We start from the raw sequence: 15,758 nt of genomic DNA, 5'->3' as shown, positions 1-15,758 counted from the left end.
CGTTCATGATTCGCCCTCCCCTTCCGTCACGCCGCCGTAAGCCAGTATTTGTACGACGCGCCTCTATCCGGGACTACCCATAACTACGATTCCGCACTCTGGAGCACGCGCAGGCGCGACCTTCCACAATGCGGATTTCCTTTGAAATAACAGTCATCTGTCCGGATCGTGCATCTGTTTTCCTTGCCATGCGGTCGGAAGAGAGCAACGATGACCGACAGACCCAGCCAGTCCATTGCCCCGGCGTATCGACCACCCGAGCCCGAATTGCGGCTTGTCCTGCGCCCCGATGCTCCCGACCCGCGTCTCGTGGCGCTCGTCCGCCTCATGGCCCGTCGCGCGGCACGGGACTGGTTCCGATCTCAGCAACAGGAGCAGCGCCGCCGCTCCGGACCGTAAGGGATACCCCGCCATGAAGGTCGCGCTCTACGCCCGCTATTCGTCCGACAACCAGCGCGACGCCTCGATCGCTGACCAGCTCCGCGTCTGCCGTACCTACGCGGAAAAACAGGGCTGGACCATTGTCGAGGAATATACCGACCACGCCGTCTCGGGCGCGTCTTTAATGCGGCCCGGCATCCAGGCGCTGATCGCGGATGCACAGCGCGGACGGTTCCAGATCGTGCTGGCCGAGGCGATGGACCGCCTTTCCCGCGACCAGGAGGACATCGCCGGCGTCTTCAAACGCATGAACTATGCTGGCGTGCGGATCGTCACCCTCTCCGAGGGCGAAGTCTCCCACCTCCATGTCGGCCTCAAGGGCACGATGAACGCCCTGTTCCTGAAAGACCTGGCGGAGAAGACCCATCGCGGCCTGCGCGGCCGGGTCGAGCTGGGCAAGTCCGGCGGCGGCAATGCCTACGGCTATGACGTGGTACGCAAACTCGACGCCAATGGGGAGCCGATCCGGGGCGACCGCACCATCAACTCGCAGGAAGCCGAGGTGGTCCGTCGCATCTTTCGCGACTTCGCAGCCGGGCTGGGACCGCGCGCCATCGCCTTCCGTCTCAACGACGAAGGCATCTCCGCACCGGGCAGCGGGGCCTGGGGCTTCTCGACCATCAATGGCAACCGGCTACGCGGCACCGGGATCCTCAACAACGAGATGTACGTGGGCAGGCTGGTCTGGAACCGCCAGCGTTTCATCAAGGATCCCGACACCGGCAAGCGCCAGGCCCGCCCCAATCCGGAAGCCGAGTGGGTGATCCAGGAGGTGCCGGACCTGCGGATCGTCGATCAGGATCTGTGGGATGCCGTCAAGGCGCGGCAGGCCAGCGTCAGCGCCAGCCACGACACATCCTCGCCTGACCATTTCCGCGAGAAGCGCCGTCCCCGCTATCTGTTCTCCGGCCTGAGCAAATGCGGCTGCTGCGGCGGCGGCTATTCGATGATCTCCGGCACCTTGCTCGGCTGCTCGACCGCCCGCAACAAGGGCACCTGCGACAACCGGACCAATATGCGCCGCGAGGAACTGGAGCGGCGCGTGCTCGACGCCCTGCGTCACCACCTCATGGACCCGGACCTGTTCGCCGAATTCTGCTCGGCCTTCACCACCGAGATGAACCGACTGCGCATGGAGGCATCGGCCGACATCGGCGCAGCGGAATCAGAACTGAAGCGGGTCGAGCGCGACATCCAGCGCCTGATGGACCTCTACCTTTCGGAAGCGATCTCGATCGAGACGGTCAAGGAACGCGGATCGAAACTCGAAGCCCGCAAGACAGAACTCAAGGAGTTCCTTGCGACTGCCGAAGCACCCCCGCCCCTGCTCCATCCCCAGATGGCGGAGTTCTACCACCGGCAACTCGCACGCCTGCACGACATGCTGCATTCCGAGCTGGACGAGAAGCGCCAGGAGGCGGCCGAGGTGATCCGCTCGCTGATCGAGGCGATCATCCTCACGCCGTCCGACAAGGGCCTCCAGATCGATGTCCGGGGCGATCTTGCCGGCATCCTGACGATGGCGTCGGGCGGACAAACGAAAACCCCAGCCCGTTTCCGGACTGGGGTTCGTGATGCGTTCTTATCGCAATTTGAGATGGTTGCGGGGGCAGGATTTGAACCTACGGCCTTCGGGTTATGTGCCAGAAAGCCCGTACCGGCGCGAGTATCGTCGCATCTCTCTCGCACGGGACTCATCGGTAATCCCACGCAGGATATTGAGGGATACTTCATTAGACAGACGCGGTTTCTCATGAGCAATACGCAGTGTAGCATAAACTCAGTCGTGTAGTCCCATTCCTTCGCATGCGAAAGCGGATCTAATGGCGAGATCCTGACCATTCCTGAGAGTCTGCAACCGCTATACATCACGCCACGGGAAATTTAATCATATCGATTGACGCATCTCCCGCCCGCACCAATTCCAGCCCAGCCACAAATGTCGCAGCCACAGCCGTTCGACGACCAATCGTTCCCTCAGGCTCGGTAGACGCCATCGCGGGAACACAGCCCCATATGTTCCGGAAAGTTCCGTTTCTCATTTTCGCTCGGATAAAGGCCAATGCATCGCTCACACGCCAGTAGGAGGGCACATCGATCCGATAGATCGGGACGGATGTCTCGACCCGTGCCAATTCGTGCTCCAGCGTACCGAGACAGGCTTCCATTAGACTGAAATACGTCCCCTGCCTTCCCAAAACGCCGCTCTTCACGGCGCCCCTGCCCCGCGCAAAAACCGACACCCCAAGCTGTGGCTTCGCTTCCAGCCAGTCTGCCGCTGCGCGCATCTCCAGCATCCCCTCGATCTGGCCGACCGTCCGGCGCGCCTCTTTTTCGGCAAGCTGTTTTTCCGCCTGCTTGGCAAACAGCAGCCGCGAGCGCAGGAACACCAGCCGGGCGATCCAGATCACCCAGTCCGCGCGCTGCATGAGCGGCGTCGTGCGGGCCAACCGCTCCGCCTCAGCGACAAACTGGGCCGCCAGGTCCGCGATGGACAGGACGCCCAGATCCAGACGCTGCCGTTCTGCCAGATCCAGCAGCAGGTCCAGCGGGCCGTCAAACCCCTCGACATGGAACTCGGGCACCGCCGGGCGCGGCCGCCGGCGCGGCGGATCGCCCCAGTCTTCGTCCTCGTCAGGCGACATTGGCGGTCTTCCTGTCATCAGCGCGTGCGTAATGCGGCCGAATGTCGAACATCAGCTCTGGCCAATCTGTCCGTATCTGCTCCAGCGCCTGCCACGGCGTCCATTCCGCCGACCAGAAGTGGTAGACCAGCCGGGCACTGCGGCGCGCGCGCTGGTCGAGCGGGGCTTCGACCTCCACCCGGCGCAACGGTAGCAGCGTGCCCCACTGCGCCTGCAGCCAGGCTGCCGCCGCACGGGAGTCCGCCCCGGCTTCAAGAATGGGACCGGGAACCGGTACCAGTCGGTGCAGGTCAAAGGCACAGGCAGGGGTGCCTGCCGCCTGATGCTGCAGGGCAACCCGATGCAGGCGCTCGGACGCCTGCCGCAGCAGCCGGGCCAGCGTCACCGCCTGCGCCCCCTTTCCCGCCATCGGCGCCAGCAGGCGGGCCTGTTCGTAATCAAAATCCACCTGCCAGGGAATGATCCCCGGGCCCTGGGCCGCCGCCCGGAACCGGGCCACGGCACCCACCGGACCGCTCACCGTCAACGTCGTCCAGATCCAATCCGGGGCGGGCCGCGTCGTGCGTCGGCGCGCCGCTGTCCCAACTGAGGACTCTGGCGGGGACCCGGATTTTGTCCGGGGTACCCGGTGGGCCGGGCGGTCCGGACGTCCCAGTGTCCGGTCCAGCACGAACCGGATCCCCGGCACCGACAATGGATCCCCGATCGTGCCATGCGCATCGATCCCCCGGAACGCTGCCCCCCAGCGCAACTGCGCCGCGGCGCGCCAGGCGGCCCAGGACCGCACCGGACAGACGGCCGGATCCCGGCGCCGCCGCAACCGGCGCAGCTGGTGGTGCCCGGACCGGGGCCGCAGCAGGGCGACGGTCATGCCGTCTGTCGTGTCGCTGATGTCTTCCACCGTCAGCCGGGCCAGCGCTTCAGCGCCGATGTCCAGCGTGGCCGCCAGCAGCAGCAAAGCCCGGTCGCGCAGGCCGGACAGGTCGGGGCCGCAGCGTCGCGCGGCGGCCAGCAGCGAAGCCACATCGACCCCGGCCCCGGTCCGGCGCACCCGCGTAGCGGGCAGGGCGACATCAAGCCCCTCGCCATTGGCGGCACACCACGCCGTCAGCGCCGCGCGATCCACCACCAGGCTCTGCCGCGGCCGTCCCGCCTTCGCCCGGGCCTCCAGCCACGCTGCCACCGCCACAGGGCCGACCGGAAAGCCGCTATCGGCTGGTTGGGTCCTGACAAAGGCGCGCCAGGAGGCCGCATAGGCCCGTGCCGTGGCCGGCGACAGGCCGGTCGGGGGCCGCGCCGCCTGCAGCGGTCGACCGATCTCAGCCATTCTGGTCGGATCCCCGGTTTTCCGCCCTAAACTCGCTGCAGGCCGACGTCGGACGGACGGCGAAAGCGGACAGCCTGCCCACCCTCAGCGGAAAACCGCGCTGCCTGACCCTGACCATATTAAGGCGTTTGTGCTTCATATAATACGTCGTATCATGTTAACGGGTTTTGGAGAACGGAAAAGCGCCCGATTGATCCTGAAAGGCGGGGTTTCCCGGACTTTCTGCTCCCTCCTCTCCCTGCCAGTCAAAATCCGACCGATCAAAAATCTACTTCCGATAAGTTATCTTGTCGGAAGTAGATGAAAAATTCCAAAATGCCTGCTAAAATTCCGAAATGCGCCTGTTTCCGAGCCTTTTCGCCAAGCCTGTCCGTGTGCCCCTTCCCCTCTGTCCAGGTGATGGCCAGGGGTCATATGCGCAGGCAACCCTGCCATGCTGAGCGACGTCCGGATCCTTGGCGCCAGCAGGCGCGCGCAGGCCGCGCTGCACGACCGTGTTGACCCCCTGACGCGGCAGCGTCTGGCCGAGACACAGGACCCGGCGCGCTGGCGTGAAATCCTCTCGACCGCGCGGTTCACCCCGCCCCTGCCCCTGCTTCTGGCCGGCATCGAATTGCCGGACGGTACCTATTCCCCGGATACCCCTCTCGCCCAGAACGTGCCGTATGCGTCGGCGGCCCAGCAGATGGCTCAGGACCATGTGGCCGATATCCCATCAGGGTTTGAACTGGCCGTCGGGCTGGAAATCGATGATGGCACCCCCTGCTTCCTGGCCTGGTTCCGGCCGCTCCAGCCCGTAGAGCCCTGTCCCGAGACCGCAGACGCAGCGCCGCCCCCTGCGCCCGTCGGCCAGCCGGCCGCTGCCGTCGCGCAATGGTTTTCCGTCGTCTCGGCACAGCCCGTCCCCGAACATGATGGCCGCCTGGCTACGGCCCGTCAGGCGGCCGATGCCTATATGCATCGCAGCAAGGCTGAGAACACACTGCGCACCTATCGCGCTGCCGTGCGGTCCTGGTGTCGCTGGGCTGCCGGTCATGCCCTGCCCGCCCTGCCGGCCCGTAGCGAGGACGTTGCCGCCTATCTGGCCGACATGGCGCTGCAGGGCCGCAGGACCAGCACCATCGACCTGCATCGGGCCGCCCTGCGCTACCTGCACCACCTGGCGCAGATTGCCGTACCCACCGCCCACCCGATGGTGACCGCAACGCTTGCCGGCATCCGTCGGGAGGCAAAGGAGACCCTGCCCCGCCAGAAAACCGCGCTCACCTGGGACAGGCTGGTCCGGGTCGTCGAAGCCATCAGCCCCCACGATCTGGTCGGTGCGCGGGACCGGGCCATTCTCCTGCTCGGATTTGCCGGCGCGTTCCGGCGCTCCGAGCTGGCCGCACTGAAGGTGGACGACATCACGGTGGACGAGGATGGCATGCAGATCCGGCTGGGCCGGTCCAAGGGGGATCCCCAGCGCAAGGGTACTCTGATCGGCATCCCGCGGGGCCTGACCCGGAACTGCCCGGTTCTGGCATACGAGACCTGGCTCCGGCAGGCCGGGATCACGGAAGGTCCGGTCTTCCGGCGCATCTGGTCCGCGCGGGACCGCAGGGCGGGCGCCACTCCCGTCGGGACCCCGCCCAGGATCGGGCCGCACGCCCTGTCGGACCGGGCAGTCACGGACATCATCCGCAAACGCTGCGGCGACACCCACCTTGAGGGGGACTTTGGCGGACACAGCCTGCGTCGCGGCGCCATCACCACAGGAGCAAAGGACGGGTATGATCTCCTGGAACTGAAGCGCTTCTCGCGTCACAAAAGCCTTCAGGTCGTCGAGACCTATATCGACGAAGCCAGCATCAAGGCCCGGCACCCGGGAAGATCGAGATTCTGAGCCTGTCTTGACCCCTGCCTCCAGAGCGCTTCAACTCGCCTTCAACCGCAACACGTCAGGGCGGATCAAAGAGAGGAAACAGCGTGATGGGCTCCAGAATTCTTGTTGTCGGCGCGGGTGCCGTGGGTGGGTATTTTGGCGCTCGTCTGGCCAGCGCCGGGCATGACGTGACTTTTCTGGTGCGCGAAAGGCGCCTGCAGCAGCTCCGTACCGAGGGCCTGTGCCTGATCAGTTCCGTTGGCAACGTCACCATCGCCCCCCGGATGGTGATGGCCGGTGGGATTGAGGGTCCCTACGACATCATCCTGCTCAGCGTAAAAGCCTATTCCCTGACGGGTGCAATGAACGATTTTGCGCCTGCGGTGGGACCGCAAACATGGATTGTCCCGCTTCTCAACGGCATGCAGCATCTTGATAGTCTGGCAGACCGCTTTGGCCCTGCCGCGGTCATGGGGGGGACGTGCTTTATCGTCAGCAAGCTTGATGCGCAGGGGCGCATTGTCCAGGCGGGTTCTCTCCCCCGGCTTTCCGTGGGGGAGCGGGACGGTCGTGAGACGCCAGCGACGTGCAGTATTGCGGAAACCCTGTCGGGGCCCGGATTTGAAACCGTGTGTTCCACCCACATCCTGCAGGACATGTGGGACAAATGGGTTCTGCTCGCCGCCCTGGGCAGCATCTGCTGCCTGATGCGCGGAACCGTGGGGGATGTCGCCAGCCAGCCAGCAGGTCAGGATTTTGCACAGGCGGTGATCCATGAATGTGCGTCAACGGCCGCTGCTGCCGGTTATCCCCTGCGGGATGCCACCCTGAAGAGCACTGTCAGTCTCCTGACGAAAACGGACTCCACCCTGACGTCCTCCATGTTCCGGGATCTGCTGCAGGGCGCTCCTGTGGAGGCGCAGCAGATTATTGGTGACCTGGTCAGGCGGGCACGCGTCCATCAGATCCCTACGCCTCTCCTGGATCTCACGGATCTGAATCTGCGCGTGTATGAACAGCAAAGGCATGCGTGAAGACGCACAGGGCGGACACGAGGTACCGGCGGACACATCCGCTTCATAGATCATGGCCGCCTTATTCGACGATAATTCTTCCCACATGAACAGCCGGAATGAAACGTCTGACTTGGGAGAAAGGAGATAGTCGGCTGTCATAGGGACTACCAAAAACAGGCTTTCGCAGCATTCAAATTCATGACAGGGGGTAGAAATATTCAAGTGATTTCATCCTGCACATGACAAGTATCAGGTCGGCATCTAAATGTTTTCTATAGTTAAAATGCAAGCTCCTTTCCCTGGAAGGAGCTTGCGGGAAAAAATAGGGTGTCAGCGAGCAAGTGGATAATCGGTATAGCCTTCTGCACCCTGCGAGTACCAGGTGCGGATATCGTCCTTGTTCAGGGGCAGATTGTCTTCCAGACGACGCACGAGGTCCGGATTGGCGATGAATGGGCGACCGAATGAAATGGCATCTGCAACACCGGTTGCAACTGTCTCGATCGCTTCATCGCGTGTGTAGTCCTGATTCAGAACCAGCGGCTTCTTAAACACTTCGCGGATCGGGCCATGCAGCTTGGGCTGATCGGTCTTGCCGAACGTGCCATTCGGTCCGGGTTCGCGCAGTTCAAGAAAAGCGATGTCGAGGTCGTTCAACAGCTTTGCCGCCGGCACAAAAACCTGCTTGGGATGGCTGTCGATGCAGCCCTGCGTATCGCCATTGGGGGACAGCCGTACTGACGTTTTGTCCGCGCCAATCGTTGCGATCACGCGTTCCGTGACTTCACGCAGAAAGCGGATGCGCTTTTCCGGCGAACCGCCATACTCGTCGGAACGATGGTTGGTGCCGTCCCGCAGGAATTCGTCGATCAGGTAACCGTTGGCGGCATGAATCTGCACACCGTCAAAGCCTGCCTGAAGAGCATTGCGAGCGGCGTTTTCATAATCGTCCAGGATGCGGGCAATGTCCTCCCTGGTAAGAGGACGGGCAATTTCGGGAGCCTGTTTGCCGTCATAAGTATGGAGCGCTTCAGGTGCTTTTGTCGCCGAGCAGGACACAGGCTGCTGACCCGTCACGCTGGAATGCACCATGCGGCCCATGTGCCAGATCTGGGCCACGATCTTTCCGCCCTTTGCATGGACTGCAGCGGTGATAGGCTTCCAGGCTTCTACCTGTTCCTGCGACCACAGACCCGGCGCATACGGCCAGCCAAGACCTTCGCGGCTGATACCAGTCGCTTCCGAGATAATCAGACCGGCCCCAGCGCGTTGCGCGTAATATTCGGCCATGATGGGAGTGGGTACATGCTCGCGGGTGCCCCGGCCACGTGTCAGCGGCGCCATGAGAATTCTGTTTTTTGCGTAAATGCTTCCCAGTTCAATCGGCTCAAACAGGCTGGGCATGACAGATCCTTCTTAAAAAACGCAGTTCCTAGGGATTTGGGAAGCCTCATGTGGAATACAACAGGAGGCCTACCACCTCGTCTGACTTGAGGTAGAACGCGCAGGCTGAGCATCTGAACTGGTTGCCCTGGACCTTGCCGATCTGAGCAGTGTCCGCGCATGCACCGATCAGTTGAATGAACGAACCCGCTGCGCGGGATTGGTGTGACATGGAAGTCTGTCACCACGGCGTGAGAGATCTATTTTATTTGTAACTGTCCTGATCGGGCCAAGCACTCTGGCTTTTTCCCACCAAAAGGAGCCCGGATGATGACGGAGTCCCTGTGCATTGCTGCAATCAGTCACCTTCGCCAGCGCCTGCTTGATGACATGGCGGTGCGGCGGTTCTCCCAGGGAACGCAACGCAATTACCTTCGCAATGTCGGCCGTTTCGCTATGTTTCTGGGCCGCTTAGGCGTCACGAATTGAGCCGCCATGACCACGTCGCCTTCGTTCTACTTGCTGTCATCGTCCACCATGATGACCAGTCGTCCTGCACGCATGGCCTGGCTCGCGTGGGCTATCCGCTTCCACTGACTGTCGCTCAGACCATACCGTCGCATTCACACTCTTCCCGTCCCATCAACAGGAAGAAAACATCACAGATCAAACGGGAGTACAAGCGGCATAATCCTCCCGCTTAACTGACGAAACGCCCTAGTTCAATGCGGATCATGGCAACAGCATGGGACGGCGGCCCGTTGCTCTGTGAGATACCGATTTATTTCCGGCGACCCGAAATCAGGCAAAAGATCGCCGCTAAACGGCTCAATAAGATCGTGGCAGGAATTCAACTGGGTATAATCAATGTTAAAAAATGAATCTGTGGTTGTCAGAACAACCACAGATTTAGTCATTTTGGTACGATCATGTGAACGAGTAGTGCGCTTGCGAATAACGCTGCTGTGCTAAGCGTCCATATGCCAATGAACCAACCTATACGCTGGCTAAGGCGCCGGGGCGCGTTGTCCCCATTGCCCTGTACAATCTCAATGATAGCCATCTGCTTCCGTTACCTTTCCCCGGAACACACGATAGGAGTAGACTGTGTAGGTCAGGATGATCGGCAGCAAGATGACGGTGCCGACCAGTTGAAAAAATTGACTGGATGGGGGGGATGATACATCCCACAGCGTCAACCCGGGCGGAACAGCATACGGCCATACCGTAATCCCGAGTCCGGACAGGCAGAGAAAGAACCAACCGAGAGCACACAGGAAGGGTCCTTTGGAATGCCCACGACGCAGACCGATGGTCAGTAGAAAACCTAGTGCGATTACCAGAAGGGGAACGGGTGCGACAAATACGATATTGGGCCACTCGGTCCAGCGTCGCAGGTAGGGTGCGTGCAACATAGGCGTCCACAGGCTGACAGCGACGATGCATACAAACAACCCGATTGCCAGCAGCTTCGCCCATTTGCGGCAGGAAGCTTCTAGCACGTCGGTTGTGCGCCAGATCAACCAAGTTGCCCCGAGCAGGGCATAACCGCACATGACGGCCAGTCCGCACAGCACGCTGAATGGGGTCAGCCAGTCCATTGAACTGCCAACAAAAGCTCCATCCACGACCTTGATTCCCTGAACAACTCCGCCGAGGATTGCGCCCTGGCAGAAAGCAGCGATTCCCGATCCAATCATGAAGCCACCGTCCCACAGTTTTTCGCGTCCAGTCCCGCGTGTCATGATACGAAATTCGAAGGCTACACCCCGGAAGATCAGGGCAACCAGCATGAGCACGATCGGCAGGTAAAACGCGGGAAGCAGGGTTGAATAGGCCCCAGGAAAGACCCCGTAAAGCGTAGCGCCACCAAGGACCATCCACGTTTCGTTTCCGTCCCATACAGGGGCAATGGTGTTGACCATCACATCCCTGCGGCCTTCATGCCGTTCCACGGCGAACAGCATTCCGATGCCAAGGTCAAAGCCATCAAGGACGACATAGATGGTGATCGCAGCGACCAGAATAACGGCCCATATGATCGGAAGCCAGTATGCGACGTCCATCATGTTCAGGCTCCTTCGCCAGAAGAGGGATTGATGACTTTGGGATGAGTGCTTGTGGCTAGAATATCCGGGGCATGAGAGGGGCTGGTCTCATGCTCTCCTTCCTGTGGTGCGCGTGCTAGCAGGCGGCCCAGAATGCCGATGCCTGATCCAAATACGATTACGTAGACTACAACAAAGACGGTCATCGTCAGCGCCATATTGGACAGAGCAATCGGGGAAACACTATCGGATGTCCTGAGCAAACCGTAAACGGTCCATGGTTGACGCCCAACCTCGGTCGTCACCCAACCGCACAGCAATGCGATGAAACCGGCCGGTGCCATGCATACGGCGACCCGATGAAATCCCGGACTGCTAAACAGAGTTCCTCTGTGCCTCAGCCAGAGTGACCAGAACCCGACAATGACCATAAGCATCGCCAGCGCAATCATGATGCGGAAGGAAAAGAAGATCACGGGAGAAGGCGGACGCTGGTCACGCGGGAAATCCTTCATGCCCGGTACCTTGCCATTCAGGCTGTGTGTCAGGATGAGCGACCCGGCCAGCGGCAGCCTGATGGCATAATCCGTATGTTCGGTTTTCATGTTGGGAATACCGAACAGTAGTTCAGGGGCACGTGCTTCTGACTCCCAGTCCCCTTCCATCGCAGCAATTTTAACCGGCTGGTATTTGAGCGTGTTCAACCCGTGGGCGTCACCGGCGAGGACCTGCAGAGGGGCAACGAAGGCTGCCATCCACATCGCCATGGAAAACATCAGGCGCACTGGTTCGCTTGCCTGGGTGCCCGCACGGCGTGCCTTGAGCAGATGCCACGCCCCTGTCGCCCCTACTATAAAGGCAACCGAAAGAAAGGCCGCCAGACCCATATGCACAAGCCGGAAAGGGAAAGAGGGATTGAAAATGATGGCAAGCCAGTCCGCAGGTATGAAGCGACCGGTAGCAGCATCAATCGTGTATCCCTGCGGCGTCTGCATCCATGAGTTTGAGGCCAGGATCCATGTCATCGAGATGAGTGTGCCGACCGAGACACAACATGTTGCTGCATAATGCAGGCCGCGTCCCACCTTGTTCATGCCAAAGAGCATGACCCCTAGGAAGCCCGCCTCGAGAAAGAAGGCTGTCATGACTTCATACGATAGGAGGACACCTGTAATAGGCCCGGCTTTCCGCGAGAAAACTGACCAGTTCGTGCCGAATTCATACGACATGACCAGTCCGGAGACGACGCCCATCCCAAAGACGATCGAGAATATCTTGATCCAGTATCGATAGAGATCAAGATAGGCCGCACGGCCGGTTTTAAGCCATAATCCTTCCAGTACGGCCAGATAGGCTGCCAAGCCGATTGAAAAGGCAGGAAAAACAATATGGACGCCTACGGTAAAGGCGAACTGGAAGCGTGCAAGAAGCAGCGCGATATCGTGAGATGGTTGCATGGGTAATTCCCCAAATCCTGATTCAGTCGCAGTTATAAGAAATATAAAATTTCAATAAATGCAGACTGCTAGACGGTTTTGTTGTTGGAATATTCGCACTGTCTGATAGATGTAGGCATCTGTTATTTTTTTGATTTTTGAAGACGCCTTCAGTTACCATTCTGTCGTCTTTCTAATAATCCTTTAACCATGACATATTGATAAGTGCAGAGTCTCCGGACTGTCTGTTTGAGCTCACCATTTTTCCGTAAGAATGATCTGGTACGAGCCTGATAACGTTAAGATACCAACAGGCGTTTCCGCGTGATCTTTCCTGAAACCGTTGTTGGCAGATGTTTGACGAAGCGGACTTCCTTAAGGCCAATCCAGCGACCGAGTGCGTGATTGACCCGTCCGATTATCTCCTCGGAAGAAGGTCTGCCTTCTACGCCGGAGTTAGGTACTACATAGGCGACAGGTCGCTGGCCTCTCAGTTCATCAGGGGTGGCCACTACGGCACAGGCATGAACTTCTGGATGGGCGGCGATGATCTTTTCGATCTGTACGCCCGAAATTCGCCGGCCCGCGACCTTTATGACATCATCGGAACGCCCGAGCATATGCACGGCGCGGCTGGCCTCGATCATACCTTCGTCAAAGGTACGATAATACTGGCCGGTCTCGTCCAGGTAAGCTGCAGGAACATGGATCGCTCCATCCTTCCATACGCCAGCCAGGCAGCCGGGTGGCAGCGGCAGGGAGAGGACAATTTCGCCGCACTGTTCACCGGGTATGGACAGCATGATTTCCGGACGGAATCCCGGTGCAGGCCGCCCGATGTCGTTCATGAGCGCAACCGGCTCACGCTCGGGCAGGCCAAAGAAATGCGCGGTGATGCTCCATCCGGTTTCGGTCTGCCACCAATGATTGACCACGGGTTTGCAAAAATAGGATCGTGCCCACTCCAGCAATGTCGGGTCCGCATACTCCCCGGCCACGAAAATGCGGGCCAGTGCAGGCAGGATGGCCCCTGACAGGTTGCGGCTTTCCTGCCGCATGAGGCGCATCTGGGTGGGTGTGGTGAACAGGCATTTCACCTCGTGCTCATGGCAAAGCGCGCGGATGGCGGAAGCCGATGCGCCGCCTTCCACGATCACGCTGGTGCAGCCGCTGAGCAGCGGTGCATAGACCCCGTAGGAATGGCCTACCACCCAGCCCAGATCCGATGTCGTGAAGAACGTATCGCCGGGTTCGCAGCCATAGATCAGCTCCATGGACAGGGCGAGGGCCACGGCATGCCCGCCATTGTCGCGCACGATGCCCTTCGCATGACCTGTCGTGCCGGATGTATGAAGAATATACAGGGGATCTTCAGATCTCAGCATGACCGGCTCTGCCGGCGCGGACTGTTCCAGCGTATGGAAATCGTGATCCCGTTCCGGCAGAAGCTGAGCCGGGCAGGTCGCTCGCTGCACGATCACGCAGGCCTGGGGTTTATGCTCGGCTTCGGCTAGCGCCTCATTCAGGGCGAGTTGGGATGGTATGGTGGTTTGCCCCTGAAAGCTGCAACTGGCGATGATGATGACTTTCGGCGCCACGCTATCAATCCGCCGAGCCAGCTCAGGTCCGGCGTAACCCGCAAAAACCACCACATGCACCGCCCCGATCCGCGCACAGGCCAGCATGGCGATGGCGGTTTCGATCATGGTGGGCATGGCGATCAGGACGCGGTCGCCTTTCTCCACCCCCAGCGCGCGCAGGCCGCCGGCAAACCCGGCCACCCTGCCCTGGAGTTCCCGGTAGGTTACCACCTGCCGTTCCTTCGTGGCGCAGGAATGCCAGATCAGCGCCGCCTGCCCGCCGCGTCCGTCCGCTACATGCCGGTCGACGGCGTTATGGCAGGTGTTGAGCGTGGCGTCGGGGAACCAGTCATGCCAGCCATCCGCCCGTGTCCTGCATGCGCTCACAGGTGCCTGCTTCCATGTGATGCGTTGCGCCGCCTCCAGCCAGAATTGTTCTGGCTGGCTTGTGGCCGCGTCATACATCGCCTCATATGTTGTCCATGGAAGCATGGCGCTTTACTCCGTTCAGGCTACAGGCACGTCTTTGCCGGTGATCTGGCTGGCCAGCCACGCGGCATCACGCGAAACACCGGAGAACCGTCCCGATCCCCAGGTGTGCAGCCATGGCAGGCCGAGGAAGTAGAAGCCCGGCGCATCGGTCACGCCGCGATGCCAGACCGGCTTGTTGGCCCCGTTGAAGACCGGCACGTCGATCCAGCGATAGTTCGGGCGGAAGCCGATGCACCAGAGGATCGAAGTGATCCCGGCAGCCTTCAGGTCGAGCGGGGTGTTACTGCCATCGGGCTCCCACACAGGCACATAAGGGGCTTCGGTCGGAGCCGTGATCCCTTCACGGGCGATGTAGGCGTCAATGGATTTCTTGATGTCGGCATTGGTCTTGTCCGCATCATCAAGGTTTTCCTTCAGATCCGGCGCGAAGTGCGCCACTTCATCGCGGATTGTCTCCAGCGTGCCATGCAGGCCAACGCCCTTCTTTGCAAAGAGGCGCAGATCAAGATCATGGCCTCCATTTCGGCCCGTGACGTAATGATTGGTCTTGTCGCGTGCACCGTCACGCAGAGGGTGATTATCCACCGTAAGGTCGTAGAAGTGCATGTCCGCAAGCCAGTCCACAACGTCGCGGCCACGGTAGAAGCGCGACACGCGCGGGGCGGAACCGACACAGAGATGGACCTTGCGTTTTTCAAGGAACAGGTCCTCGACAATCTGCGCGCCGGACTGGCCGCTACCCACGACCAGCACAGCCCCTTCCGGCAACTGGGCCGCGTTGCGGTAATCCTGCGAGTGAACCTGATGGATGGCGGGATCGATCGCGCTGGCATAGCCGGGGATGACCGCATCCTGATATGCGCCTGATGCGATGACAACATGCTTTGCGTGCCACGTCTCACCACCTGCTACCACGCGGTAGCCACCACCTTCATGGCGGGTGATGGAGGTAACGGCAGTGTGCTCGCGCAGGGGCGGATTGAAGGAGGCGACAAAGCCCTTCACGTAGTCAATAATTTCCTGCTTCACCATGAAGCCGTGCGGGTCTTTCCCCTTATAGGGATGACCGGGAAGTTCGCACTGCCAGTTCGGTGTGACCAGGCAGAAATTGTCCCAGCGTTCATCATCCCACGAATGGCAGGCCGTCTTTGCCTCAAAGACGATGTGCTCCACCTTCTCGCGGCAGAGATACCAGCTCATGGAGAGCCCGGCCTGTCCGCCACCCACGATGATGACGGGGATGGTTTTCTCGTTCTGTGTCATGGTCGTTCTTTTCGTCTCAATAACTGAAGGACAGGACGCGCACCTGCGCGTCGGACTGGTTCAGGAAGGGCGCACTGGCCTGCCTTATGGCCTGAAGCTGGCCACGGGCGCGGCTGCATGGGAAGCCGTAGCGGGCGCGAACCCGCTCGCTGGCGTCCGTCAGGGCGGTGTCCGCCTTTTCAAGAAACTCCCGGACCGGATAATCCTGACCGGGCGTGAAGTGGTCCCTTATGACCAGCGATGGGGAGTAACAGTCAGTCTCCTGC

14 protein-coding genes are annotated in these 15,758 nt (G+C 60.5%); 5 read left to right on the top strand and 9 right to left on the bottom strand.

The genetic code is table 11. From position 1 onward, the window contains the following. Positions 1-210: 210 nt before the first annotated feature. On the top strand, positions 211-399 hold the full coding sequence (locus HNW77_RS09745; protein WP_083824344.1) for a hypothetical protein: 189 nt from the start codon (positions 211-213) through the stop codon (positions 397-399). A gap of 13 nt (positions 400-412) precedes the next feature. Further along, positions 413-2,233: a recombinase family protein gene (locus HNW77_RS09740; RefSeq protein ID WP_241694388.1), complete on the top strand. Its 1,821-nt coding sequence runs from the start codon at positions 413-415 to the stop codon at positions 2,231-2,233. Between the two features lie 76 nt (positions 2,234-2,309). On the opposite strand, the gene HNW77_RS09735 is transcribed toward HNW77_RS09740, so the two are convergent. After that, complete coding sequence (locus HNW77_RS09735; protein ID WP_110560944.1) at positions 2,310-3,086, bottom strand: segregation/condensation protein A; 777 nt, start codon at positions 3,084-3,086, stop codon at positions 2,310-2,312. Beyond that, positions 3,076-4,413 carry a transposase gene (locus HNW77_RS09730; RefSeq protein ID WP_171791132.1) on the bottom strand — a complete coding sequence of 446 codons (1,338 nt, stop codon included), beginning with the start codon at positions 4,411-4,413 and terminating at the stop codon, positions 3,076-3,078. The genes HNW77_RS09735 and HNW77_RS09730 overlap by 11 nt, the downstream gene beginning before the upstream one ends. 433 nt (positions 4,414-4,846) lie before the next feature. On the opposite strand from HNW77_RS09730, the gene HNW77_RS09725 reads away from it, so the two are divergent. Both HNW77_RS09725 and HNW77_RS09720 read left to right on the top strand, forming a co-directional pair. Continuing rightward, positions 4,847-6,295: a tyrosine-type recombinase/integrase gene (locus tag HNW77_RS09725; RefSeq protein ID WP_172157282.1), complete on the top strand. Its 1,449-nt coding sequence runs from the start codon at positions 4,847-4,849 to the stop codon at positions 6,293-6,295. An 86-nt stretch (positions 6,296-6,381) separates the two neighbouring features. Beyond that, positions 6,382-7,308, top strand: a complete 927-nt coding sequence (locus tag HNW77_RS09720) for a ketopantoate reductase family protein (RefSeq protein WP_110560946.1) — start codon at positions 6,382-6,384, stop codon at positions 7,306-7,308. A gap of 312 nt (positions 7,309-7,620) precedes the next feature. On the opposite strand, the gene HNW77_RS09715 is transcribed toward HNW77_RS09720, so the two are convergent. Next, positions 7,621-8,694 (bottom strand): alkene reductase, encoded by a 1,074-nt coding sequence (locus HNW77_RS09715; protein WP_087608926.1) that lies wholly within the window; start codon positions 8,692-8,694, stop codon positions 7,621-7,623. A 306-nt stretch (positions 8,695-9,000) separates the two neighbouring features. On the opposite strand from HNW77_RS09715, the gene HNW77_RS09710 reads away from it, so the two are divergent. Then, complete coding sequence (locus tag HNW77_RS09710; protein WP_239020463.1) at positions 9,001-9,162, top strand: hypothetical protein; 162 nt, start codon at positions 9,001-9,003, stop codon at positions 9,160-9,162. A gap of 424 nt (positions 9,163-9,586) precedes the next feature. On the opposite strand, the gene HNW77_RS09705 is transcribed toward HNW77_RS09710, so the two are convergent. The 6 genes from HNW77_RS09705 to HNW77_RS09680 form a co-directional block, all read right to left on the bottom strand. After that, positions 9,587-9,736: a DUF2474 domain-containing protein gene (locus HNW77_RS09705; protein WP_081477948.1), complete on the bottom strand. Its 150-nt coding sequence runs from the start codon at positions 9,734-9,736 to the stop codon at positions 9,587-9,589. Then, positions 9,723-10,742, bottom strand: coding sequence for a cytochrome d ubiquinol oxidase subunit II (gene cydB, locus HNW77_RS09700; protein WP_087608924.1), 1,020 nt, complete (start codon positions 10,740-10,742; stop codon positions 9,723-9,725). Before cydB ends, HNW77_RS09705 begins: the two co-directional genes overlap by 14 nt. Positions 10,743-10,744: 2 nt before the next feature. Continuing rightward, on the bottom strand, positions 10,745-12,178 hold the full coding sequence (locus tag HNW77_RS09695) for a cytochrome ubiquinol oxidase subunit I (RefSeq protein WP_087608923.1): 1,434 nt from the start codon (positions 12,176-12,178) through the stop codon (positions 10,745-10,747). 278 nt (positions 12,179-12,456) lie between these two features. Continuing rightward, complete coding sequence (locus HNW77_RS09690) at positions 12,457-14,229, bottom strand: AMP-binding protein (RefSeq protein ID WP_048851489.1); 1,773 nt, start codon at positions 14,227-14,229, stop codon at positions 12,457-12,459. 15 nt (positions 14,230-14,244) lie between these two features. After that, the gene (locus HNW77_RS09685) at positions 14,245-15,492 is read right to left on the bottom strand and encodes an MSMEG_0569 family flavin-dependent oxidoreductase (protein ID WP_010512404.1); all 1,248 of its coding nucleotides are present in this window, start codon (positions 15,490-15,492) and stop codon (positions 14,245-14,247) included. A 16-nt stretch (positions 15,493-15,508) separates the two neighbouring features. After that, the coding region (locus HNW77_RS09680) for an MSMEG_0570 family nitrogen starvation response protein (RefSeq protein ID WP_172157280.1) at positions 15,509-15,758 on the bottom strand (250 nt) is incomplete at its 5' end.

This window comes from Komagataeibacter melomenusus, from assembly GCF_013155395.1.
GTDB classification, from domain to species: Bacteria; Pseudomonadota; Alphaproteobacteria; order Acetobacterales; family Acetobacteraceae; genus Komagataeibacter; species Komagataeibacter melomenusus.
The sequence above is the reverse complement of the archived record's forward strand: the minus strand, read 5'-3'. Positions and strand labels throughout refer to the sequence as shown.